This is a genomic window from Lacrimispora sp., assembly GCF_032078915.1.
Lineage (GTDB): Bacteria > Bacillota > Clostridia > Lachnospirales > Lachnospiraceae > Lacrimispora.
Map to the genome: position 1 here is coordinate 15,584 of NZ_DAMAUN010000011.1, position 23,600 is coordinate 39,183.

Below are 23,600 nucleotides of genomic sequence, written 5' to 3' on the forward strand. Positions count from 1 at the left end.
ATAAAGGAGAGTGTGGAATGGATAAGAACCAGACGCTGCAGATGATTGGAGCGATATCGGAGGCCAATGGGGTATCCGGATTTGAGGACCTGGTGGTGGAAACAGTACGGAAACATGCTGATGGGCTTGGGAACTTTGAAGAAGACAGCCTGCGTAATCTTTACATATACCGGAAGGAAAATAAGGGAGGACGGCCGATCGTTCAGCTGGATGCCCATAGTGATGAGGTAGGCTTCATGGTACAGGCCATTCGCCCGGATGGGACTCTGCAGATGATTCCTTTAGGAGGCTGGATAAACAGCAATATTCCGGCACACCGGGTTTGGGTTAAAAATGCAGACGGAGAATATATTCCAGGGATTACTGCCAGCACGCCGCCTCATTATATGACCGAAGCGCAGCGGAATGCACCTTTAGATATCCGGGATATCACCGTGGATATCGGAGCTGTATCACGAGAGGAAGCGGTTGAAAAATTTCATATCCGGATCGGGGAGCCGATCGCACCGGATGTAAGCTTTGAATACCAGGAAAAGCACGATCTGATGATCGGCAAGAGCTTTGACTGCCGGTTGGGCTGTGCTTCTATTATAAGTACGTTACAGGAACTGGAAGGAATGGAGCTGGATGTGGATGTGATTGGGGGATTTGCTTCCCAGGAGGAGGTAGGTGTCCGCGGCGCCAGTCTGACCTGCCATAAGATTAAACCGGATATAGCGATTGTATTTGAAGGCTGTCCGGCTGATGATACTTGTGTGCCAGCCTATGAGGTACAGACAGCTATTAAGCGGGGACCAATGCTTCGCCATATCGATGCCAGGATGATTACCAATCCACGTTTTCAGCGGTATGCTCTGAATTTGTGCAAGGAGCTTGGGATTCCTGTACAGGAGGCAGTCCGCCGGGCCGGCGCAACCAACGGAGCGGCTATTCATTTGTCCAATCAGGGGGTTCCTACCATTGTGATCGGAATACCGGTACGGTATGCTCATACCCATTATGGAATTTCTTCTTATGAGGATTATCAGAATGGCGTACGGCTGGCCTGTGAAATAATGAAGCGTTTGAATGAAATGGTGATCCGCAGTTTTTAAGAGGATGTAAAAGGATCCGGAGTATGGATCAGATGAAAAAAGCCACTGGAGAGCACTCGCTTTCCAGTAGCTTTTATGATTAATCCATTTCTTCTTCCACAATGGTAGTAGTTTCATCGGCCAGTTCTTTCATCGCTGCTCCGGTGGACTTTGCAGCTTCCTTTGCCGCATCAATCCCATCCTTTGCTGCATCTTTTACTGCTTCGGCAGCAGTTTCCGCGGTTTCTTTTATCGTATCTGCAGTTTCTTTGGCTTTTTCTGCCATCTGGTCTGCGGCTCCGGCAGCGTAATCCAAACCGCCATCTTCCGTAAACTCTTCGTCGTCTAAAAACTCATCTGTCTGTTCTTTTGCAGAGTCAAACATGTCCTTTGCGGTAAATGCCACGGCTGAAGCCGCTTCCTTTGCCGTATCAGAAACAATGCTCGCCGCATCCTTTACCAAGTTTCTTGCCGCACTTACCGCATCCTTGGCAGCGTCTGCCATATGGTCAGCAGCAACCTTAAATTCATCCTTATTGGCGTGCAAAGAAACATAGTTGCGGTTCATCGTGCTGTCAATTTTGGAAATGTCGTCATTTCCCTCATCCTCAAAGTCGTGGAAATTTTCTTCCAGTTCCTTGTGGAAGGATTTGTATTTCGTAAAGTAAGAGATGCCGGCTGCAACAACGCCGGCCACAGTGGCTAATGCCACGAATTTTCCAAACCCATTTCCCTTTTTTGCCATTTGAAACACTCCTTTCCTTATTACCGTCCATGTATTCTGGGCATAGAGGTACGCCTGCAAGGTGCTTCCTTGTCACGGCTTATGCTTGATGGGCATAATGGTGCGCTTGTAAGGCGCTTCATTCTCTTAGTTATTGTAATACGTTCATCAGAAAAAATAAAGGTATATAATAAGAAAATTTCTATAAACTATGTAAGTAAAGGAGAAAATCGTACAAATATGGTAAAAATGTAAAAAAAATATAAAGTTAGCACTCAACTATTGACAGTGCTAATAATGAGTGATATAACTTAGTATGTGAATAAAATAAAACTTCTTTCGGATGGCCAAAGAAAGAAATAATAAGCAGAAAGTTATGAGGAGGAATTGCAATGAAATTAGTACCATTATTTGACAAAGTTGTGTTAAAACCATTGGTTGCAGAGGAGACAACAAAGTCCGGTATTGTTCTGCCGGGTCAGGCAAAAGAAAAACCGCAGCAGGCGGAAGTCATCGCAGTAGGACCTGGCGGTCTGGTAGACGGCAAGGAAGTTACCATGCAGGTTAAAGTGGGCGATAAAGTAATCTTCTCCAAGTATTCAGGAACAGAGATAGAGACCGGAGAAGAGAGCGAGAAATATGTGATCGTAAAACAGAATGACATATTAGCAGTGATTGAATAATCAAGAAGGCGATACCCCTTCTAAGGTCAGATTTTAGATAGTACGTTTATTTATTTTAACAGAAAACTGGAGGAATGAATCATGGCAAAGCAGATCAAATATGGCGTAGATGCCAGAAAATCACTTGAATCAGGAGTGAATCAGTTAGCAGATACTGTTCGTGTAACATTAGGGCCTAAGGGCAGAAACGTTGTACTGGATAAATCTTTTGGCTCACCGCTCATCACAAATGACGGCGTTACCATTGCAAAGGAAATCGAGCTGGAAGATGCTTTTGAGAATATGGGCGCACAGCTTGTAAAAGAGGTTGCAACTAAGACCAATGACGTAGCAGGCGACGGTACTACCACAGCTACCGTTTTAGCTCAGGCTATGATCAATGAGGGAATGAAGAACCTTGCAGCAGGTGCAAACCCAATCGTTTTAAGAAAGGGTATGAAAAAAGCAACTGAAGCAGCAGTAGAAGCGATTGCAAAGATGAGCGAGCCGATCAAAGGCAAGGCATCCATCGCAAGAGTAGCAGCTATTTCCGCATCAGATGATGAGGTCGGCGAGATGGTAGCTGACGCTATGGAGAAGGTTTCCAACAACGGCGTTATTACCATTGAAGAATCCAAGACCATGAAGACAGAGCTGGATCTTGTGGAAGGTATGCAGTTTGACAGAGGTTATATCTCTGCTTATATGTGCACCGACATGGAGAAGATGGAAGCTAATTTAGACGATCCATACATTCTTATTACTGATAAGAAGATCACAAACATTCAGGAGATCCTTCCTTTATTAGAGCAGGTGGTTCAGTCCGGCGCAAGACTTCTCATCATCGCAGAAGATGTGGAAGGCGAGGCTTTAACGACCTTGATCGTTAATAAATTAAGAGGAACCTTCAACGTAATCGCAGTAAAGGCTCCTGGCTATGGCGACAGAAGAAAAGAGATGTTACAGGATATCGCTGTATTAACAGGCGGTACCGTGATCTCTGATGAACTGGGATATGAGCTTAAGAATGCAACCCTTGATCTTTTAGGACGTGCAAAATCCGTAAAGGTTCAGAAGGAAAATACCGTAATCGTTGACGGCTGCGGCGATAAAGAAGCGATCACTGCAAGAATCGGCCAGATCAAAGGCCAGATCGAAGAGACTACTTCTGATTTTGACAGAGAAAAATTACAGGAAAGACTTGCTAAATTATCCGGCGGTGTAGCAGTAATCCGCGTAGGCGCTGCAACAGAAACCGAGATGAAGGAAGCAAAACTCCGTATGGAGGACGCTTTATCTGCTGCAAGAGCAGCAGTTGAAGAAGGCGTTATCGCAGGCGGCGGTTCTGCTTACGTTCATGCCATCAATCAGATTGAGGAACTTGTTAAGAATTTAGAAGGTGATGAGAGAACCGGTGGAAAGATCATCTTAAAGGCTCTTGAATCCCCGTTATACCACATTGTAGCCAATGCAGGACTGGAAGGAAGCGTCATCATCAATAAGGTGAGAGAGTCCAAGGTAGGAACCGGCTTTGACGCATACAAGGAAGAATATGTAGACATGGTAGAAGCAGGCATCCTGGATCCGACAAAGGTAACCAGAAGCGCCCTTCAAAATGCTACAAGTGTTGCATCTACCTTATTGACAACAGAGTCCGTTGTTGCTAATATTAAAGAAAAAGCACCTGCAATGCCAGCCCCAGGCGGAATGGATATGATGTAACATTCACGTAAGCAACGAGCAGTGCGAAACAGAACATGAAAAAATTTACGTTGTGCCTGCACATAAGAAAATTTTTCCATGTTCTGTTTCATAGGGCGAACGCCCGTGAGCGGGTAAAGCCTATGGCTTTACCCGCTGCACTGCGGACTTCCGGGATACCAACCATAACTTAAATCACCATAAGCTTTCCCTTCCCCCTTAAGCCGCCAAGCAGGAAACAAGAAAGGACCCAAATCGTTATGAATGAAATGTATGCAGAATGGCTAGTGAAGCGAAAATCACCGGCCTATACCATGTTGATAAAAATTGCGATGGGAATCCTATGCGTAATAGCATTTTTCCTCTCCATGTCTCCGGTTTTCGGAATCTTTGGAGTGCTTATTCTGCTTGCAGCCGCAGCCGCCACATACTTTGTATTCCGCAACAGCGAAGTGGAATTTGAATACTTATTTGTGACTAACACTCTATCCATCGACCGGATCTACGGCAGAAGCAAGAGAAAGAAGGCCTGGGAAGGCTCCATGGAAGGGATCCAGATCGTAGCTCCCACCGATTCCACTGAGGCCAGGGATCATGAAACAAAAAACATGAAACTACTGGATTTTTCATCCCACGTACCGGGAGCAAAGACTTATACATTAATCAGCCAGTCCGGTGCTGAAACGACCAAGATCATATTTGAACCTAACGATAGGCTGCTCCAGTGCATGAGGATGACTGCGCCCCGTAAGGTTGTGAAGCAAGTATAAAAGAAAGGAATCAGTCGGTTTTGCAAAAAACCGCCTGGTTTCTTTTTCGTTACAGGAGAGACTTCTTTACTGTCCATGAGTGACGGAAAGAAACCGGAAAATGTCCGTTGACAACCCCTGTAAAATTTGTTAAACTATGTAACTAACAAGTAAAAAGACTTATTAGTTTCATTAATAAAAATATAAAGAAGGAGAGGAAAAGTTAATGGGTACAATAATTGGCGAAGGCATTACTTTTGATGATGTGCTGTTAGTTCCGGCTTATTCAGAGGTTATTCCTAATCAGGTTGACTTAACGACCAACCTTACAAAGACCATCAAGCTCAATATTCCGCTTATGAGTGCAGGCATGGATACCGTTACCGAGCATCGCATGGCAATTGCCATGGCAAGACAGGGAGGTATCGGCATTATCCACAAGAATATGTCCATTGAGGAGCAGGCAGAAGAGGTTGATAAGGTTAAGAGGTCAGAAAACGGCGTCATAACGGACCCATTCTATCTTTCCCCGGAGCATACATTAAAAGATGCGGATGAACTTATGGGCAAGTTCCGCATATCCGGAGTGCCGATCACAGAAGGAAAAAAGCTGGTGGGCATCGTTACCAACCGGGATTTAAAATTCCAGGAGGATTTCAGCAGGAAGATCAAGGAATGCATGACCTCTGAAAACCTGGTAACAGCCAGGGAAGGCATTACCCTTATGGAGGCGAAAAAGATCCTTGGAAAAGCAAGGGTAGAAAAGCTTCCGATCGTGGACGAAGACTTTAATTTAAAGGGCCTTATCACCATCAAGGATATTGAAAAGCAGATCAAATATCCGTTGTCCGCAAAAGATGGACAAGGAAGGCTCCTGTGCGGAGCTGCCGTAGGAATTACAGCCAACGTGCTTGACCGTGTAGATGCCCTGGTAAAGGCAAAAGTGGATGTGGTAGTGTTAGACTCTGCTCACGGACATTCCGAAAACGTTCTCCGCTGCGTAAAAATGATCAAAGAAGCTTATCCGGCTCTTTCCGTCATTGCAGGAAATGTAGCAACCGGAGAGGCCACAAAGGATCTCATAGAAGCAGGAGCTGATGCAGTAAAGGTAGGAATCGGTCCTGGATCGATCTGTACTACTCGTGTGGTAGCCGGCATCGGCGTTCCCCAGATCACGGCTGTTATGAACTGCTATGCAGTAGCTAAGGAATACGGCGTACCAATCATTGCAGACGGCGGAATCAAGTATTCCGGAGATTTAACAAAGGCCATTGCAGCCGGCGGAAGCGTATGTATGATGGGAAGCATGTTTGCCGGATGCGACGAAAGCCCGGGAACCTTTGAACTGTATCAGGGCAGAAAATACAAAGTATACCGTGGTATGGGTTCCATCGCTGCCATGGAAAACGGAAGCAGAGACCGCTACTTCCAGACGGATGCCAAAAAGCTGGTTCCGGAAGGAGTGGAAGGCCGTGTGGCTTACAAAGGATTGGTAGAAGATACCGTATTCCAGATACTTGGCGGCTTGCGGTCCGGTATGGGATACTGCGGAGCAATGAATATCAAGAACATGCAGGAAAACGGAAAATTCATAAAGATTACGGCAGCTTCCCTTAAGGAAAGCCATCCTCATGACATCCATATCACAAAGGAAGCACCAAACTATAGCATTGATGAATAAATAACTGCTTGATGAACCGAAGGTAAATCTAACATTTTCATAATCAAAGAGGTGGAGATCATAAATGATTCTCCACCTCTTTGATTACCAGGGCTATGGATTCCGTTAAAGTCAGGTTTTCACAGCCAACTACATAATGATTGCATTTGTTCACCGGTATGAGGATCTTATAAGCACGGCTTTTACCGATGGCTTCAGCCATGGCTGGAGTGATCTCTCCCAGGAGAGAATCAGCAATGACGATCCCAATAGGACCGATGATAATATCTGCATCCCGGCTGGCTACAAGGACCGGATTCTCACCGGTTGCTCCTGCATCGGCTCCTGCCTTTAACATGGCGGAAGTAGCAATGGAATTGGTCCCGATGGCAATGACTGAAAGACTGGGAAAGGACTTTTTTAACTGAGTGATGACGGACTGCCCCATTTTGCCGCCCTGCCCGTCAATGATAACGATTTTCATGTATTCGTCCTCCTTATCCCTCTATTGTATTATAGGGAAGGACAGAAATCAAGTGAAAGGCCAGGCGGGCAGTCTGATAAGGGGCCATATTCAGCGGGAAAGCTTAAGCTTTTGCAACTTCATCTTCCTTGATAAACAGGCTGGTAATGATAAATCCGGCAATGTAAGCGATCACCAGGCCCAGAAAATAATTGAGCATATTAACAGGGCTGCTCATGATGGGAAGTGCTAACAGTCCCGAAGGGCTCCAGGCAATGCTTCTTACATGCATGAGCATCACATAAGCGCCGCCGAATCCGGCTCCCAATCCTGCAGTTATGAAAGGTTTACCAAGGGGAAGAGTAACTCCATAAATAAGCGGTTCGCCGATGCCTAAGAATCCAGACGGCAGAGCACCGATGATGACGCTCTTTAAGCGTTTGTTTCCGCTGCGTTTTGCTTTTAAATAGATGGCAATGGCAGCCCCCACCTGCCCTGCTCCTGCCATGGCAAGAACCGGGAATAAGGAGACTCCGCCCATTTGTTCCAGCTGAACCGCATAGATGGGAACCAGCCCATGATGCAGTCCCAAAAGGACCAGGGGAAGGAATACGGCTGACATGATGTAACCGGATAAAACGCTGACGACCGGATTCGCGGAATTTACAAGGAGAGATAATACCCAGACCAGACCGTCAGATAAAAAGCCGGCAGCCGGCATCAGCACCAGTACAAACAAGGTTCCGGTGATCAGAATGCTTAAGAATCCGGTCAGCATGATATCAAGGACATCGGGAACATGCCTGCGCACCCAGCGTTCTACTTTGGAGAGAACCCAGACGCCGATGATCACGCCGATGATTCCGCCCTTGCCGCTAATTAAGGTTGAGCTGTTTGGGATCTGTTCATTGTAAAGACCAAAGAACTTTGATATATCCGTGATCTGGGACATAATGCTCATAGAGCCGATCATGCCGCCCAGGGCAGGCGTCGCTCCAAAGCTTTTTGCTGCATTGACACCGGTAAAAATTGAAAAATAACTAAGAAATGCACCGCCGAACAGCTTCAGTATGGTGACAAGAAGAGTCCAGAAGCTGCCTCCCAATACCTGAGCTTCCACGCCCTGACCGATGATATTGGCAACACCGTTGCATAAACCGGCTGCGACGATAGCAGGAATCATAGGAATAAAGATATCGGAGATAACCCGTATGCTGCTCTTTAACCCGTTTCCTTTCTGGCCTGCCTTTACTGCTTCTTTGTTTTCCTGCCAGGAAGCATTGGTGGAAAGCCCTTTGCCGCCAAGCTCACTTGGGATCCCCAGGCCGAGGCAGATATCCATAAGCTTTCTTGCCTTTCCAGGCCCCACGACCACCTGTACATCGATTCCGTTTGCAACCAGGCCAAGAACTCCTGAAATCTCTTTCAGTTCCTTCTCCTGCACCAGACCAGGATCCTTTACCTTTAAGCGAAGGCGTGTCATGCAACTGGCCGCAGCTGCAACATTTTCTTTCCCTCCCGATAATTCCAGGATCTTTTGAAGCAATACTTCATTTGTCATAATAGACACCTCCATAGTTGAAATGATTAAATTGATAGTTAATCAGAATCCCCTTTCATACACTCGCGGATATGCCCGCGGGATTCCTTTAATTTCGTTTCTGCTTCTTTTGGCCCTGCGCCTGTTCGTTTCATTGCTATGGCTAATTTCACGCTCCCTCCTGCCTCGTCTAACAGCCTTCTGGCCTCATCACGCGTTATTTCTGTGGCAGCCATCAGGATGTTCTCCGCCCGGGAGCGCAGCTTCTCATTGCTCTGCACCACATCTACCATCAGGTTCTGGTATGCTTTTCCGATGCCCACCATGGCTCCGGTGCTGATCATGTTAAGTATCATCTTCTGGGCGGTCCCGGCTTTTAACCGGGTGCTGCCGGTCAATACCTCCGGTCCCACCACCGGTTCGATGGCTAAGTCCGCATAAGTTCCAATGAGGCTTCCCTCATTGCAGGCAATGGATACGGTCCGGCAGCCTATGCTTTTTGCATAGCTTAGGGCAGCCGATACATAGGGCGTCCTTCCGCTGGCCGCAATGCCCACCACAACATCTTTTGGGGATAAGGACAGGGCTTTTAAATCTTCAATGCCAAGAGACTCAGAGTCCTCGGCTCCTTCCACTGCCTGCCTGATGGCCCTGTCCCCGCCGGCAATCAGGCCGATGACCATACCCGGATCAACCCCAAAGGTGGGAGGGCATTCGGAACTGTCTAAGATACCGAGTCTCCCGCTGGTCCCTGCTCCCATGTAGATGAGCCGGCCTCCGGCCTCAAAAGCTTCACAGACCCATTCCACTGCTTTGGCAGTCTGCGGCAGGACTTTTTCCACAGCCTCCGCCACCTTCCGGTCTTCCTGGTTCATGGCTGTCACCAGTTCGAAAGGTGTCATGGTGTCTAAATCCATGGTATCAGGATTGCGGCTTTCTGTTGTCATCTTGCTTAAATCTACCATGATTGATTTCCTCCTCATTATACGCTTCGTCGAAAGGTTCAAAATACGACGGATTTTTCTTGGAAATGTGCGTTTTGCGCCACTGCGACAGGGAATATTGGCTGTTGTGGTTGGCGTATGCAGTATACAGAATATCAATGATGTTTAACTGGCTGATCCTGCTTCCCATGGCTCCGCTCCGAAAGATGGACTCATTGGCAGCCACATAAAGATTGTAATCCGCCATTTCCGAAAGCGGTGATACGGCAAAACGGGTGATCAGGATGAATCTTGCCCCTACCTGCTGCATGGTTCTTGCGCACTCGATCATTTCCATGGTCCTGCCAGAATAGGAGATCATCAGTCCTAAATCATCCCGGCTCATGTTACGGGCCTGCAAAAGCTGGGAATGCCAGTCATCATTTAAGATGCAGGGCTTATTGATCCGGAGGAATTTTAAATAGGCATCCCTGGCGACCAGAAGGGAAGAACCGATTCCGAATAAACAGATGGTGCGGCATTGGCATAAGAGGTCAATGCAGTTTTTAAGGGCGGATATATCGGTTAAATTTCTGCTATCCTCTAAGGAGGCGATGTTTTTATATGTAATCTTGTCGACAATCTGTTCCAGGGTATCGTTCTCTGTGATCTCCTCCATTTTTTCCCTGGTATTTTCCTGCCGGATGGCCAGTTCACAGATCAGGGCAGCCTTCATTTCCTTGTACCCGGAGAAACCAAGTTCATGACATAGCCGGATAACGGTGGAAGAGGAAGAAAACCCCTTTTCTGCCAGAGCGTGTACCGAAAGCTTCACCGCCTGCTCTGGCGTGTCTAACAGGTACCGTACGACACCGGTCTCTGCAACACTCATCTCTTTTTGATATTCTCGCAAACGAACCAGTACACTTTTCATTTTTATTTCCCCTTGTTGTGGTATTAGTATATGCAGCTTGGATTAATAGTTCAAGACATTAGGCTTCTTATGAAACTTTATACCATACATTGGAGGAAATGTCTGGTTTTTGTCTTGCCCTATGCCAAAAATTGGGCAATTTGTTGACCTATATATAAGATAAGTCTATAATAGGACTATTAGAACTCTTACGTTTAAGGAGGTCAATGATGAAATCGGACTTTCATATGCATTCCTGTTTTTCTGACGGAAGTGAAACCATAATGCAAATTTACTCCCTGGCAAAGGAGCAGGGCCTTAGGGCAGCAGCCATAACGGATCACGATACGGTATTGGGCCTTAAAGAAGAAGAAAAGGCGTCAAAAAAGTATTGTATTCCTTTTATACCGGCGGCAGAGTTTACGGCGGCAGAGAAGGGAATGAAATTTCATGTGCTGGGATATGGGATCGATCCGGAGAATCCGGAGCTGCGTGGGTATTCCAACAGCTTTCTGGAACAGATGAATGAACGGTCAAGGCATCAGATCTTAAAGATGCAGCAGGCTGGTATAGAGATCGAAGAAAAAGAGTTTTTCGAAAAGGCTGGAGGCGGACCGCTTTACCGGGCAAAGCTTTTGGGAGTTCTGGCGGACCATGGATTCCTTAGAAGAGAAGATATTATGAAGAGCCTGCCCCTTTATTTTGGAAAGGGAGCTCCCTATGAGGAAGAGGATCGTTTTTCTTATAGAAGTTTCTATAAGATATGTGGGATGATAAAGGAGGCTGGGGGAAATGTGGTTTTGGCTCACCCCGGGAAGATAAAGAGAAAGGACAGACAGCTTTATGATGCCCTTTTAAGAGAAGAATGTCTGGATGGCGTTGAAGTGTACCATCATGATAACCCGGAAGATGTCCGGAAAGAATTATTGGCAGTGGCAGAGAACCGGCATTTAATGGTCACCGGCGGCAGCGATTACCACGGAATTTACATGAAGCAGCCAGCTCTTCCGGGGTCTGAGGAGATGCCGGAAGAACTGGCGGAAGGATTAAAGCATCTGTTAACCGGTTACTTCTCCCTGTGAGGAAGCCTTCCCCGGAAGAACCGTTTTTTCAGTTCTGAAAGGTGGAATGGAACCAGGGGATAGATATAACTTTTTCCGGCTATGGTTTTATTAAACACAACTGCGCATAAGGAAAGCGCAACGCCGCCCACGAATCCCCAGAAATTCAGCAGGGCGGTGGTGATCAGCATGATCAAACGCATGAATTTAAAGGCATAACCCAGCTCAAAGCTTGACTGGGAATAGTTGGCGATGGTTACAAAGGCCATATAAAGCATAGTCTCACTGTTAAACCAGCCGGATTTTACGGAATATTCACCCAGTACAATACCGGCGATCACACTGAGGGGAGTAGTCAGCATACTGGGAGTGTTGACGGCGGCAAGCCTCAGACCGTCAATGGCAAATTCCAGAATCAGGAGCTGGAAAAGCAGGGGAACCTGGGGCTGTTCAGATAAGCGGATAAATTGCAGCCAGGAGGGGATTATTTCCGGATTTTGCATAAAAAGCAGCCAGGTAGGTGTTAAATACAAGGTCAGAATGGAAATGACCAGGCGGGACAGCCTAAGGTAAGTCCCGGTCACAGGAGGAAAATAATAGTCATCGGCTTCTTCGATGATATCAAAGACAGAGGAAGGTAATATCATGGCTGAGGGAGAGTTGTCCACCAGGACGACAATGTTTCCTTCCAATATGGAAGCAGCGGCAGTATCCGGCCGCTCGGAATATTTGAATTTGGGGAAAGGGTTAAACCATTTATGGGGATAGATACACTCTGCAAGGCTTTCCTGGTTCATGGTAAGGGCATCGACCTTAAGCTTGCTGATCCGGTCCTTGATCATGGTTAAAAGATTTTCATCATGCCGCCCCTTGAAATAGCAGATGGCGATATCCGTGTGGGAGCTTTCTCCGGCATTCATGACTTCTATGGTAAGCTTGGGATCTCGGATCCTGCGGCGGATAAGAGCGGTATTAAAAACCAGGGTTTCTACAAATCCATCTCTTGATCCTCTTAGAACTTTGTCTTTTTCCGGCTCTGAGACGCCTCTGGCTGGATAACTGCGGCAGTCCACGGTCAGGCATTTGTCGTACCCGTTAACGAACAGACAGGATACTCCGGTCAAAAGCTGTTCGATCATGGTTTCATCGTCTTTTACAAGACCCACCTGTCCATAAGGGAGAAACCTTTTGGAAAATTCATGGGCATCCGGCGGCATATCCTCTGCCGGAATGGATAATAAGTTGTCAAGGATCTTCTGCCACGCATCACTCTGAGTAAATCCTTCAATGAAGTAAAGACAGGCTTCCTGTTCCCCGATATAAAAGGTCCGGTAAACGATGTCAAAGTTTCCGGCTACATCAATCTTTGTGTTTAAGTAGTTCATAGTATTGGAAAGGCTGTTGGAAAATTCCATGGCGATTATCTCCTTGCAAATAAAAAATGTCCATAGTGCGGGCGGTAATAAAATAAGTATGCGCATTTTCCATGAAATTATGTTTTATAAATTCTGTACGTATTCCGAGGACTTTCGACTTGATCTTGTATGAAAAGATATTAAAATGGCCCTTTTTTATAAAAAGTCATTTAGTAAAATGTACTAAAAACGTTGACTTTTTAGGCAATAGATGGTATTATCGTCCATGTGAGAAGCACAAAGGAATTCCTTGTGTGCGTGATTTTGGCATGGGGATGCCAGGTAGCAGAACTGAATAATGTGACGGTTTCAGATCGTGACGGGGGATTGCCTTCTGTGGGGGAAGGGCAATCCTCTATTAATTTAAAAAAATTTGATACAAGAGAAGGATTTACATATAATATCATGTAATGATGAGGAGGAATTTTATGTGGAAGAAACTTAGGAGAGATAAGCGCGTCCGCAATGCGATGACGACCATGGCAGTTGTATTCTCCGCACTTTTACAGACCTATGTTATTCAGGCGTTTATCCAGCCTGCTGGTCTTCTGTCAGGAGGATTTACGGGCATTGCAATTTTAATTGACCGGGTGACGTCCCTGTATGGGTTTAATTTTTCTACTTCCCTGGGCATGATTGTTTTGAACATTCCGGTTGCATGGGCCTGCAGCAGGAATATCAGCAAACGGTTTACTTTTTTTTCCTTGATGCAGGTTTTTTTAGCCAGTGCATTTTTAAGGATATTTAATTTTTCACCTATATTTGATGACAGGATTTTAAATGTTATTTACGGCGGCGTACTCTATGGGTTTGGCATTGTTCTTGCTCTTCGCGGCAATGCTTCCAGCGGGGGAACGGATTTCATCGCCTTGTATGTTTCCAATAAGACGGGCAATTCCATCTGGTCCGAGGTTTTTATAGGAAATGTGATTCTGCTTTGTATTTTCGGAGGAATCTTCGGGTGGGATTATGCTGGGTATTCCATTTTATTCCAGTTTGTAGGAACGAAAGTTATCTCTACCTTTCATCACAGATACGAAAGAGTTACCCTTCAGATCACCACAGCCCAGGGCCCAAAGCTTGCTGGAAAATACGTAGAGGCATTCCATCATGGAATTTCCTGCGTGGATGCAGTGGGAGGCTACAGCAAGAAGAAGATGTACCTTCTTCATACCGTGGTGTCTTCCTATGAGGTGGCCGACATTGTAGAGCTGTTTCATGAGGTGGATGAGCATGTGATCGTAAACATGTTTAAAACCCAGCAGTTTTACGGGACTTTTTACAGGGCTCCCTTAGAATGATCCCGGCAGGCCCTTAAACCGGAAGCGAGACATTTACTGCCTAAACATGCAGTAAATGTCTCGCTGAGGTTTTATAACAGTTATTTTTTTAAAAAAGCGGGAAGCCTTTTTCTCCTCAATTTGCCGAACCAGTTAAAGTATATGATGAATAATAACGAGGTAATAGCCCAGGTCAATGGGTAACTGAAAATCACAGTTTCAATGGTAGGACGCAGGGGAACTGCCACGCAGATCCAGATCACACGGAGCGCACAGACCCCAAGGCTGGTGAGGATCATGGGAATCCAGCAGTCACCGGCTCCCCGAAGGGATCCGGAGTAAATTTCGATGCAGACATATGTAAAAAATGTGGGAGCAAGGTAACGGAGTATTTCCGTTCCTTTTTCAATTACGGCCGCATCGGTGGTAAACAGCAGATAAACGTAATTTCCAAAGGTATATAAAAGAATGCTGAGAGCGATGGCCGCGGTAAAGCTCATAGCCATGCAGACCCGGATTCCTTTGTAGACCCGGTCTTTTTTTCCGGCTCCGTAGTTCTGCCCCACAAAGGTAGTGACGGAGATACCGAAGGCGCTGATGATCATCCAAAACACACTGTCTATCTTTCCATAGGCTGTCCATGCGGCAATGGTGTCGGTTCCCAGAGTATTAACGCTGGACTGGATGATGATGTTGGAAGAGGAGTACATAACGGATTGAAGTCCCGCAGGAAATCCGATCCTTATGATGCGCCGCAGCATATCCCGGTCGATCCTCACGGCTTTTAGGTTTAAATGGTAAGCTCCCCTTGTCCGGATTAAAACAAGAATCACGAGAACAGCGCTGAGGAGCTGGGAAAGTATGGTGGCAAGGGCAGCTCCCATAACGCCCATATGACAGTAAACGACGAATATGATATCCAGGATGATATTGGTAAAGCAGCTTGCGATCAAAAAATAAAGCGGGCGTTTGGAATCTCCAATGGCCCGAAGGATTCCTGCCCCCATATTATAAACAAGATTGGGGATCACTCCTACAAAATAGATCCGCATGAACAGGACCGCATAATGCAGGATATCATCAGGCGTTCCCATGGCCTTTAAGGCGTAAGGCGTTGCCGGAATGCCGATAACCATGATAACCGCTCCGCATACGATGGAAAATGCGATGGCAGTATGGACCGCCCGGCTTACTTCTTCCTCCTGTCCGGCACCGAAAAACTGGGAGATGGTGACACCGGCACCGGATGAAAGCCCTATGAAGAACCCGATCAAAAGATTGATAAGGGGTCCCGTAGGGCCTCCAACGGCTGCCAGTGCTTCTTTTCCAACGAATCGCCCAACAATGATCGCATCGGTGGTATTATAAAGCTGCTGAAAAAAAGTTCCAAATAAAATGGGAAAGAAAAACAGAAGAAGCTGTTTCCAAATCACTCCCTCTGTAATCTGATTTTGCTTATGTGCATCTGTTATGTCCGCATTCCGGTTCATCTTTATTTCCTCTTTCCTGCCCGCGGTTTCCGGGCATAGAGGGATACCCTTAGGGTGTTTCCTCATTCAAGTAATTATGTATTCTTTTTTTCCATTATACTGTCAAAAATGGAAAAATACAATCCCCGCCTTACTCCGTTATCTGCGCTTTTGCAATGGCCTGATCCACGGCTTTTAGAAGCACTCCCGAAGTATAGCGGGATTCGGTTGCATAGGATACGTTCTTTGTGGACTGGTTATTAATAATCTGCTGTGATAAGTTATCCATGGCCGGCTGCATCAGGGGATACATGGTGGTGACGGCTTCGCTCAAAGGAACCAGGGTAACGGAAGTGATTTTTTTGGAGTCAACCGTAACCTCCACATTGATATCCTGACTGTTCAACGTAATGACAGAGGAATACACTCCCGGAACATAGTGCACAGGATCGCCGGAAGTCGGAACAGCATCCTTCTTCGGGCGGAACATGACTAAAAACAAAGTGATGAGTAGGATTCCAAGGCCAACGAAGATTGCAGTATAGATGATTTCCTTCATTCGTAAAACAACTATTTTTGTTTTAGAGCTCATAAAAAAGGCCCTCCGTACAGTTTTGTTATAATGTATGAATGGGTCCGGGGGTTTCATACCTAAGATTTCATTGTTGGAGGAGGAAATCTGTGTTAAGATGATAAACGAACACGAGTTTTGGTTTTACATTAGGAAAGGAGACGAAAAAAGATATGTCCCTTCAATTGATATTGGGCGGATCTGGTTCCGGTAAGACCTTCCGCCTTTATACGGAATTGATCCGCCAGTCCATAGAGCAACCGGATACCCGGTATTTCGCCATTGTGCCGGAACAGTTTACCATGCAGACCCAGAAGGAGATCGTTTCCCTTCATCCAAACCACGGGGTCATGAATATTGATATCGTAAGCTTCAAACGTCTTGCCTACCGGGTATTTGAGGAGCTTGCCATTTCAAGTCCCCAGGTTCTTGACGATATGGGAAAATCCATGGTGCTGCGGAAGGTAGCTGCCAATAAGAAAAAGGACCTGGTCCTTTATAAAGAACATTTATCAAAGTCAGGGTTTATCTCCCAGCTAAAGTCCATGCTGTCAGAGCTTTACCAGTACGGCATAACACCGGAGATGTTAAACGAGGAGATCCCTGATACCATAAGTCCCATGCTTCGACAGAAGCTTTCCGATATTTCTGTCATTTATCAGGGGTTTAAGGACTACATAAAGGATAAATATATCACCACGGAGGAGATCTTAGATGTGCTGTGCAGGATCCTTCCCCGGTCAGAGCTGATTAAAAACAGCGTGATCACCCTTGATGGCTATACCGGTTTTACCCCGGTCCAGTACCGGATCCTGGAACTGTTTCTCCGATACAGCAAACGGGTCATCGTCACAGTGACCATAGACCCTGCCGAAAACATGAGCAGAAAATCCGGTGTCCAGGAGTTATTTCACATGAGCCGCCAGATGATCTGGAAACTAAATGGGCTGGCAAAAGAGACAGGGGCAGGAAAAGAGAAGGATATACTTCTAAAAAACCATCCGGCTGTCCGTTTCCTTAGAGAGGCCGGCGGAGAGAACCGGGAAGGACAGGACTGCGGGGAAAATGCCCTGGATTTTCTGGAACAAAACCTATACCGTTATAAAGGAAAGTCCTGCCAGGAGGGTTCCGGTTCCATACGTCTGGTTAAGGCTTTAAATCCAATGGAGGAAATCGCTTTTGTGATCCGCTCCATGGAAGAGGAGATCCGGGATCAGGGACTTCGTTACCGGGATATGGCGGTTATCACCGGGGATATCGTGGGCTATTCCAATGAAATCATTCATCAGTTTCAGTTAAACGGGATCCCTTATTTCCTGGACAATAAAAAAAGCATTTTAAAAAATCCAATGGTGGAGCTAATCCGCGCTGTCATGGAGATCATTCAAAAGGATTTTTCCTATGAATCCGTATTCCGTTATTTGAGAACCGGACTCATTGCGGCCAAAGAGGATGAGGAGAAAATAGACCGCCTGGAGAATTATGTCATTGCCATGGGAATCCGGGGATTTAAACGATGGAATGCCCAGTGGGAAGGCTGGTACCGTGGAGGCAAGGAGCTTAACCTGGAAGAATTAAATGGATTCCGAGAGGAACTTATGGCTCCCTTAGAGCGCTTGAGAGAGGCCTTTAGAAATCCGGATTCCACGGTGGCTTCCATGACCGGGGCAGTTGCAGCTCTTCTTATGGAGACAGGGATCGAAGAAAAGATGATGGTCTCCACGGAAAAATTCCGGGAAATGGGAGATTTCACCCTTGCCATGGAATACAGCCAGGTTTATGGGCTGGTCATGGACTTATTTGACCGCCTGGCAGGGCTTTTAGGAGAAGAGCATGTAAGCCGCAGAGAGTATGGGGAAATTCTGGACGCAGGATTTTCGGAGATCCAGGTGGGCCTGATTCCAGCCACCGTGGACCGGGTCGTGGTGGGGGATATCACCAGAACCAGGCTGGATCATATTAAGGTACTGTTTTTTGTAGGGGTCAATGACGGGATCGTGCCGGTGAAAAAGGAAAAAAGCAGTCTGTTTACGGACCGGGAAAGAGAATTTCTGGGAACTCATGATATGGAGCTGGCACCTACTGCCAGGGAAGAGGGACTCCGGCAAAGATTTTATCTTTACCTGGCCCTTACAAAACCGGAGAAACGGCTGGTTTTATCCTATGCTGCTATGGATGGCAGCGGGAAAAGCCTGCGTCCTTCCACTTTGGTGGGTGAACTGAAACGACTGTTTCCCGGCCTTTCGGAAGTTTCCCCTTTACGGACGGCAGTTCCTCTGTCTATGAGAGAGGCAAAGGACCGGCTGGCGACCGGACTCCGCGAGTTCGGAAAAACCGGGGAAGATAAGAAGCTTTTGGAACTTTTTAAGGCATTTCTTTTATCGGAGGACCATAGGGAGGAAGGAAAAAGGCTGGCAGAGGCGGCTTTCTATGCCTATGAACAGAGGGGAATCGGAAAAGCGGCGGCAAAGGCTCTCTACGGTTCCGTCATAAGCGGAAGTGTTACGAGAATGGAGCAGTACGCCTCCTGTGCCTATGCCCATTTCTTAAATTACGGGCTGGAGTTAATGGAGAGGCAGGAATATGAGCTGGCAGCCATGGATATCGGAAACCTGTTCCACGATTCCATTGACTTATGGTTTCAGCGCATGAAAGAAGAAGGAAGGGATTTTAAGACCCTGACTGAGGAAGATAGGAAAAGCCTGGTCCATGAATGTGTGACTAAGGTGACGGAAGAATACGGCAATACCATCTTAAAAAGCTCTGCCAGAAATGCCTATCTGGCGGGCAAGGTGGAACGGATCACGGACCGGACGGTGTGGGCTCTTTCCGAGCAGCTGAAAAAAGGGGATTTTGTTCCGGTGGGATTTGAGGTTTCCTTTTCTGCTGCCGATCAGTTAAATGCCATGAGGATCCCTCTCTCAAAGGAAGAAGCCATTCATTTAAGAGGCAGGATCGACCGCATGGATCTATGTGAGGATGAAGAAGCAGTCTATGTGAAGATCATTGATTACAAGTCAGGAAGCACGGCATTTGACTTAACGGCCCTGTATTACGGCCTTCAGCTTCAATTGGTGGTCTATATGGATGCTGCTTTGGAGATGGAGGAACGGAAAAAGCCGGACAAGCCTGTAGTTCCTGCCGGAATCTTTTATTATAACATCAACGACCCTGTCATTGAAAGGGAAGGCGAAATGACGGATGAGGAGATAGATGGGAAGATATTGAAACAGCTTCGCATGAACGGTCTGGTCAACAGTGATTTAGACGCCATCACTCACCTGGATCATGAGATCGAGACGGAATCCGACGTGATTCCTGTCGCCATGAAAAATGGGATCATTCAGGAAGCCAGGTCATCGGTTGCAGGCGGCAATCGTTTTTCTGCACTCAGGCAGTTTGTGCGGGAAAAATTAACGTCAGAAGGAAGAGAGATCCTTGACGGTGTCATCGATGTAAATCCCTATAAGCAGGGGAACCGCAGCGCCTGCGATTACTGCCCTTACCATGCGGTCTGCGGATTCGACTTAAAGACGGCCGGATATGGTTTCCGGAAATTTAAAACCTTAAAATCCGAAGAAATATGGCCGGTCATTGAGGGAGAAGAGGAGGAAGGAGAATCAAATGGCGATTAGCTGGACAGAGGAACAAAAGGCCGTCATTGAAAGCAGAAACAGAAATCTCCTGGTGTCGGCGGCAGCAGGAAGCGGTAAGACGGCCGTATTGGTAGAACGAATCATCCGCATGATCACGGAAGGCGAAGCTCCTTTAAGGATCGATCAGCTCCTGGTCATGACCTTTACAAAGGCGGCTGCCGATGAAATGCGGGAACGGGTGTTAAAGGCCGTAGATGAAAAGCTTATGGAGAATCCGGACAGCTCCCATTTACAGATGCAGGCAGCCATGATCCCCTATGCCCAGATCACCACCATTGACAGTTTCTGCCTGGGACTTATTAAAGACCATTATAATAAGCTGGACATTGACCCTGCCTTCCGGGTGGGGGATGAGGGAGAGCTTATTCTTTTACGGGCTGATGTGATGAAAGAGATGCTGGAGGAGTATTACGAGAAGGCGGATCCCTTATTTGAGAAGTTTGTGGAAACCTATGCTACGGGAAAGTCTGATAAGGGAATCGAAGATTATATCATGCAGGTGTTTACCTTTTCCCAGAGCAATCCCTGGCCCCATGAGTGGCTTGACAATTGCAGGAAAGAGCTTGAAACTTCTGATATGGATCAGATCATGGATACCGGCTGGATGAAATTTTTAATGAAGGATGCCGGGCTTCAGCTTTCGGAATTAAAATTCCAGGTGAAAAAGGCCATGGAGGTCTGCGAGGAAGAGAACGGGCCGGAGGCCTATCTGCCCATGCTGGAGAGCGACCTCCGGCTGCTGGACCGCTTAAGTCTTGCAGAGGATTATGAGGCGTTTAACGAGCAGTTAAAAAAGGCATCCTTTGACCGTCTGGCTTCCATTCGGAGCAAGGATATTGATGCAGATAAAAAGTCGTTTGTAACGGGAATCCGTGACCGGGTGAAAAAGGCGGTTGGAAAGCTTCTTGATTTATACTGCTTTGAATCGCCGGAGGAGGTTCTTTCCGATATCAGGGGAACCAGGGACGCGGTGACGGCCCTGCTTCATCTGGCAGGAGAATATGCCCGCAGATATCAGGAAAAGAAACGGGAAAAGAACCTGGTGGATTTTAATGACTTGGAGCATTATGCTTTGGAGATACTGCTGACCAGGGAAGAGGGGAAGACGGCGGCCACCGAGGTGGCAGATGAGCTTAGCAGGCAGTTCGAGGAAATCCTGGTGGACGAATACCAGGACAGCAATGATGTCCAGGAAGCCCTCATCGGCAGTATTTCCAGAGAGCGGTTTGGAACTCCCAACGTATTTATGGTTGGCGATGTGAAGCAGAGCATCTACCAGTTCCGTCTGGCAAGGCCCCAGCTGTTTTTAGAGAAGTATGACTCCTACTCGAAAGAGGAAGGAAAATACCAGAAAATCGAGCTGCACCAGAATTTCCGAAGCAGAGATGAAGTCCTTAAGAGTATTAATGAGGTATTCTACCAGATCATGACAAAGAATTTAGGGAATATACAGTATACAAAGGACGCAGCACTCCATCCGGGAGCAGAATTTCTTAAGGAAGAGGGCCGCGTAGGAGAGAAAACAGAATTCCTTATGATCCATGGGTCAGGGAACCTATTAAAGCAGCTTGATAACGATGCCGTCGATTATACCAGCCGGGAGATGGAGGCAAAGGTCATTGCCGGGAAGATCAAAGAGCTTACGGATCCGGTAAGCGGTCTTTTGATCTGGGATAAAAGGCAGGGAGGAAAGGGAGGCTACCGCATCGCTGGATATGGGGATGTGGTGATCCTGCTAAGATCTTTAAGCGGCTGGGCGGAGGACTTTGTGAACGTCCTGATGAATGAAGGAATTCCGGCTTATGCGGAACGAAAAACCGGATATTTTACCGCTCCAGAGGTGGAAACCATTCTCTCCATGCTGAATATCATTGACAACCCCATGCAGGACATCCCTTTGGCTGCAGTATTAAAGTCTCCCATCGGCAGGGTGACGGATGAAGAAATGGCTCATTTGATGGCTGTCTGGAAAAAGACGGCTAAAAAAGGCCAGGACAGGGGATTATATGGAGCATGGCAGCATTACAGAAAAGAATATGGGGAGATGGATGATCCGGAATATCCGGGACTTATTTCTAAGCTGGAGACTTTTTTTGAACTCCTTTCCCTTTACAGGGAAAAGTCAACCTATCTTTCCATTCATGAGCTGCTTTATGATCTGTATGAAGGAACCGGATACTATGATTATATTTCCGCCATGCCGGCAGGAGAAGTCCGGAGGGCCAACCTTGCCATGCTGGTGGAAAAGGCGTCTGCCTATGAGAGGACCAGCTATACCGGATTGTTCCACTTTATCCGCTATATTGAAAACTTGAAAAAATACGATACGGATTTTGGAGAAGCTTCCCTGGCCGGGGAGGAGAACACGGTCCGGGTCATGAGCATCCATAAGAGCAAGGGACTGGAATTTCCGGTGGTATTTCTGGCGGGTATGGGGAAAAAGTTTAATAAGCAGGATTCCTATGGAAAGATCCTCATTGATCCTGACTTAGGAATAGGAACGGACCATCTGGACCTTGAACGGCGTGTCAAAGCGCCTACCTTAAAAAAACATGTCCTGCGGCGGAAAATGGACCTTGGAGCCATGGGGGAGGAGCTTCGCGTGCTCTACGTGGCTATGACAAGGGCAAAAGAAAAGCTTATCATGACCGGACTTGACCGGTATCTGGACAAAAAGCTGGAACGTTTTGCGGATATTATAAGAGTCGAAGGCCAGATCCCCTTTACCATTCTCGGTTCTGCGGATTCCTACTTAGACTGGATGCTCATGAGCCTTTCGGGAAAATATTCTCCTTCCCGGATCCAGGGGGAAGAAGGGGCAGACACTGGGAATCTGATTTTAAAGGAATTGTCGGTTTCCGGTCTGGTAGGAGAAGAGATAGAACGGCAGGCTGAAAAAAAGCTGACAAAGGATGCTCTCCTTTCCCTTGATACGGTCAGGGTTTATGATCAGGAGTTTGCTAATGATTTAAGGGCAGCTTTTGATTACCGTTATCCCCATGAGACAGATACCAGGCTTCATACCAAGCTGACTGTATCCGAATTAAAAAAACAGGGACAGTTTACGGATGAAGAGGAAAGCGGGTTTCTTCCTACGATTCCTTCATTCCTGAAGGAAGAGGGAAAGGAGGAACGCCCGAAAGGTGCATTTCGGGGAACTGCCTATCACAGGGCTCTGGAGCTTTTGGACTTTGGAAAGGTAAGGACCAGGGAAGACCTTCGTCATGCCCTGGACGGATTCCGCAGGGATCAGCGGATGGATGAAGAAAGCCTTTCCCTTTTATCAGAGGATATGCTTCTTGCCTTTTTGACTTCTTCTCTGGGAAACCGGCTGGCCACGGCTCAGTTGTCAGGGCGCTTAAAAAAGGAGCAGCAGTTTGTAGTGGGAATTCCTGCCCGGGATATGGATGCAGGGGATTCCGAGGAACGGATCCTCATCCAGGGAATCATAGATGCCTATATGGAAGAAGAGGGGGGCCTGGTTCTGGTGGATTATAAGACGGATCATATCGGCCAGGGAGAAGAGAACGTGCTGGTCGGGCGGTATCAGATGCAGATGGATTATTATGAGCGGGCGCTGGAACAGATGACGGGGAAAAGGGTAAAGGAAAAAATTATTTATTCCATGGCTCTGGAAAAGGAAATCCCTTTGGCTTAAATGCTTGGAAGGGTTGCTAAAAAACGACAATATGTTAAAATAATGATAGAAATTATCTATAAATATAAGGAGAAGAACAGGT

General features: G+C 46.8%; 18 protein-coding genes. 10 read left to right on the top strand and 8 right to left on the bottom strand.

Translation table 11 applies throughout. The annotated features are described in order from the left end of the window. Positions 1 to 17 precede the first annotated feature (17 nt). Positions 18 to 1,094, top strand: a complete 1,077-nt coding sequence (locus RT269_RS06465) for a M42 family metallopeptidase (protein WP_313181358.1) — start codon at positions 18 to 20, stop codon at positions 1,092 to 1,094. A 79-nt stretch (positions 1,095 to 1,173) separates the two neighbouring features. Here RT269_RS06465 and RT269_RS06470 read toward each other — a convergent pair whose 3' ends face one another. Then, positions 1,174 to 1,818: a hypothetical protein gene (locus RT269_RS06470; RefSeq protein ID WP_313181359.1), complete on the bottom strand. Its 645-nt coding sequence runs from the start codon at positions 1,816 to 1,818 to the stop codon at positions 1,174 to 1,176. Between the two features lie 371 nt (positions 1,819 to 2,189). On the opposite strand from RT269_RS06470, the gene RT269_RS06475 reads away from it, so the two are divergent. From RT269_RS06475 to guaB, 4 genes are all read left to right on the top strand, one after another. After that, positions 2,190 to 2,480 (top strand): co-chaperone GroES, encoded by a 291-nt coding sequence (locus RT269_RS06475; protein WP_025231717.1) that lies wholly within the window; start codon positions 2,190 to 2,192, stop codon positions 2,478 to 2,480. Positions 2,481 to 2,561: 81 nt separating this feature from the next. Continuing rightward, complete coding sequence (gene groL, locus RT269_RS06480) at positions 2,562 to 4,181, top strand: chaperonin GroEL (RefSeq protein ID WP_313181361.1); 1,620 nt, start codon at positions 2,562 to 2,564, stop codon at positions 4,179 to 4,181. A 239-nt stretch (positions 4,182 to 4,420) separates the two neighbouring features. Further along, a complete protein-coding gene (locus RT269_RS06485; protein WP_313181362.1) occupies positions 4,421 to 4,930 on the top strand; it encodes a DUF6106 family protein in 510 nt (169 codons plus the stop codon). Between the two features lie 205 nt (positions 4,931 to 5,135). Then, positions 5,136 to 6,590 (top strand): IMP dehydrogenase, encoded by a 1,455-nt coding sequence (gene guaB, locus RT269_RS06490; RefSeq protein WP_313181364.1) that lies wholly within the window; start codon positions 5,136 to 5,138, stop codon positions 6,588 to 6,590. A 58-nt stretch (positions 6,591 to 6,648) separates the two neighbouring features. On the opposite strand, the gene RT269_RS06495 is transcribed toward guaB, so the two are convergent. From RT269_RS06495 to RT269_RS06510, 4 genes are all read right to left on the bottom strand, one after another. Then, positions 6,649 to 7,053 (bottom strand): DUF3842 family protein, encoded by a 405-nt coding sequence (locus RT269_RS06495; RefSeq protein WP_313181366.1) that lies wholly within the window; start codon positions 7,051 to 7,053, stop codon positions 6,649 to 6,651. A gap of 103 nt (positions 7,054 to 7,156) precedes the next feature. Further along, positions 7,157 to 8,593 carry a PTS transporter subunit EIIC gene (locus RT269_RS06500; protein ID WP_313181367.1) on the bottom strand — a complete coding sequence of 479 codons (1,437 nt, stop codon included), beginning with the start codon at positions 8,591 to 8,593 and terminating at the stop codon, positions 7,157 to 7,159. A 38-nt stretch (positions 8,594 to 8,631) separates the two neighbouring features. Beyond that, complete coding sequence (gene murQ / locus RT269_RS06505) at positions 8,632 to 9,537, bottom strand: N-acetylmuramic acid 6-phosphate etherase (RefSeq protein ID WP_313181368.1); 906 nt, start codon at positions 9,535 to 9,537, stop codon at positions 8,632 to 8,634. Further along, positions 9,494 to 10,429, bottom strand: a complete 936-nt coding sequence (locus RT269_RS06510) for a MurR/RpiR family transcriptional regulator (protein ID WP_313181369.1) — start codon at positions 10,427 to 10,429, stop codon at positions 9,494 to 9,496. Before RT269_RS06510 ends, murQ begins: the two co-directional genes overlap by 44 nt. 206 nt (positions 10,430 to 10,635) lie before the next feature. Here RT269_RS06510 and RT269_RS06515 point away from each other — a divergent pair, with 206 nt between their 5' ends. Then, positions 10,636 to 11,490, top strand: a complete 855-nt coding sequence (locus tag RT269_RS06515; RefSeq protein WP_313181370.1) for a PHP domain-containing protein — start codon at positions 10,636 to 10,638, stop codon at positions 11,488 to 11,490. On the opposite strand, the gene RT269_RS06520 is transcribed toward RT269_RS06515, so the two are convergent. Further along, on the bottom strand, positions 11,475 to 12,884 hold the full coding sequence (locus tag RT269_RS06520) for a spore germination protein (protein ID WP_313181372.1): 1,410 nt from the start codon (positions 12,882 to 12,884) through the stop codon (positions 11,475 to 11,477). The two genes, RT269_RS06515 and RT269_RS06520, sit on opposite strands and share 16 nt — an antisense overlap. Positions 12,885 to 13,136: 252 nt before the next feature. On the opposite strand from RT269_RS06520, the gene RT269_RS06525 reads away from it, so the two are divergent. Together RT269_RS06525 and RT269_RS06530 are read left to right on the top strand one after the other, a co-directional pair. After that, positions 13,137 to 13,295: a hypothetical protein gene (locus RT269_RS06525; RefSeq protein WP_313181373.1), complete on the top strand. Its 159-nt coding sequence runs from the start codon at positions 13,137 to 13,139 to the stop codon at positions 13,293 to 13,295. Positions 13,296 to 13,312: 17 nt separating this feature from the next. Continuing rightward, a complete protein-coding gene (locus tag RT269_RS06530) occupies positions 13,313 to 14,185 on the top strand; it encodes a YitT family protein (protein ID WP_313181374.1) in 873 nt (290 codons plus the stop codon). A gap of 80 nt (positions 14,186 to 14,265) precedes the next feature. Here the strand turns inward: RT269_RS06530 and RT269_RS06535 are convergent, their stop codons facing one another. After that, on the bottom strand, positions 14,266 to 15,654 hold the full coding sequence (locus RT269_RS06535) for an MATE family efflux transporter (protein ID WP_313181375.1): 1,389 nt from the start codon (positions 15,652 to 15,654) through the stop codon (positions 14,266 to 14,268). A gap of 130 nt (positions 15,655 to 15,784) precedes the next feature. Beyond that, positions 15,785 to 16,225: an FMN-binding protein gene (locus tag RT269_RS06540; protein ID WP_025231729.1), complete on the bottom strand. Its 441-nt coding sequence runs from the start codon at positions 16,223 to 16,225 to the stop codon at positions 15,785 to 15,787. Positions 16,226 to 16,377: 152 nt separating this feature from the next. Between RT269_RS06540 and addB the strand changes: the two genes are divergently transcribed. Both addB and addA read left to right on the top strand, forming a co-directional pair. Next, the gene (addB, locus tag RT269_RS06545) at positions 16,378 to 19,839 is read left to right on the top strand and encodes a helicase-exonuclease AddAB subunit AddB (protein ID WP_313181376.1); all 3,462 of its coding nucleotides are present in this window, start codon (positions 16,378 to 16,380) and stop codon (positions 19,837 to 19,839) included. Next, positions 19,829 to 23,518 carry a helicase-exonuclease AddAB subunit AddA gene (gene addA, locus RT269_RS06550; protein WP_313181377.1) on the top strand — a complete coding sequence of 1,230 codons (3,690 nt, stop codon included), beginning with the start codon at positions 19,829 to 19,831 and terminating at the stop codon, positions 23,516 to 23,518. The genes addB and addA overlap by 11 nt, the downstream gene beginning before the upstream one ends. Positions 23,519 to 23,600 lie beyond the last annotated feature (82 nt).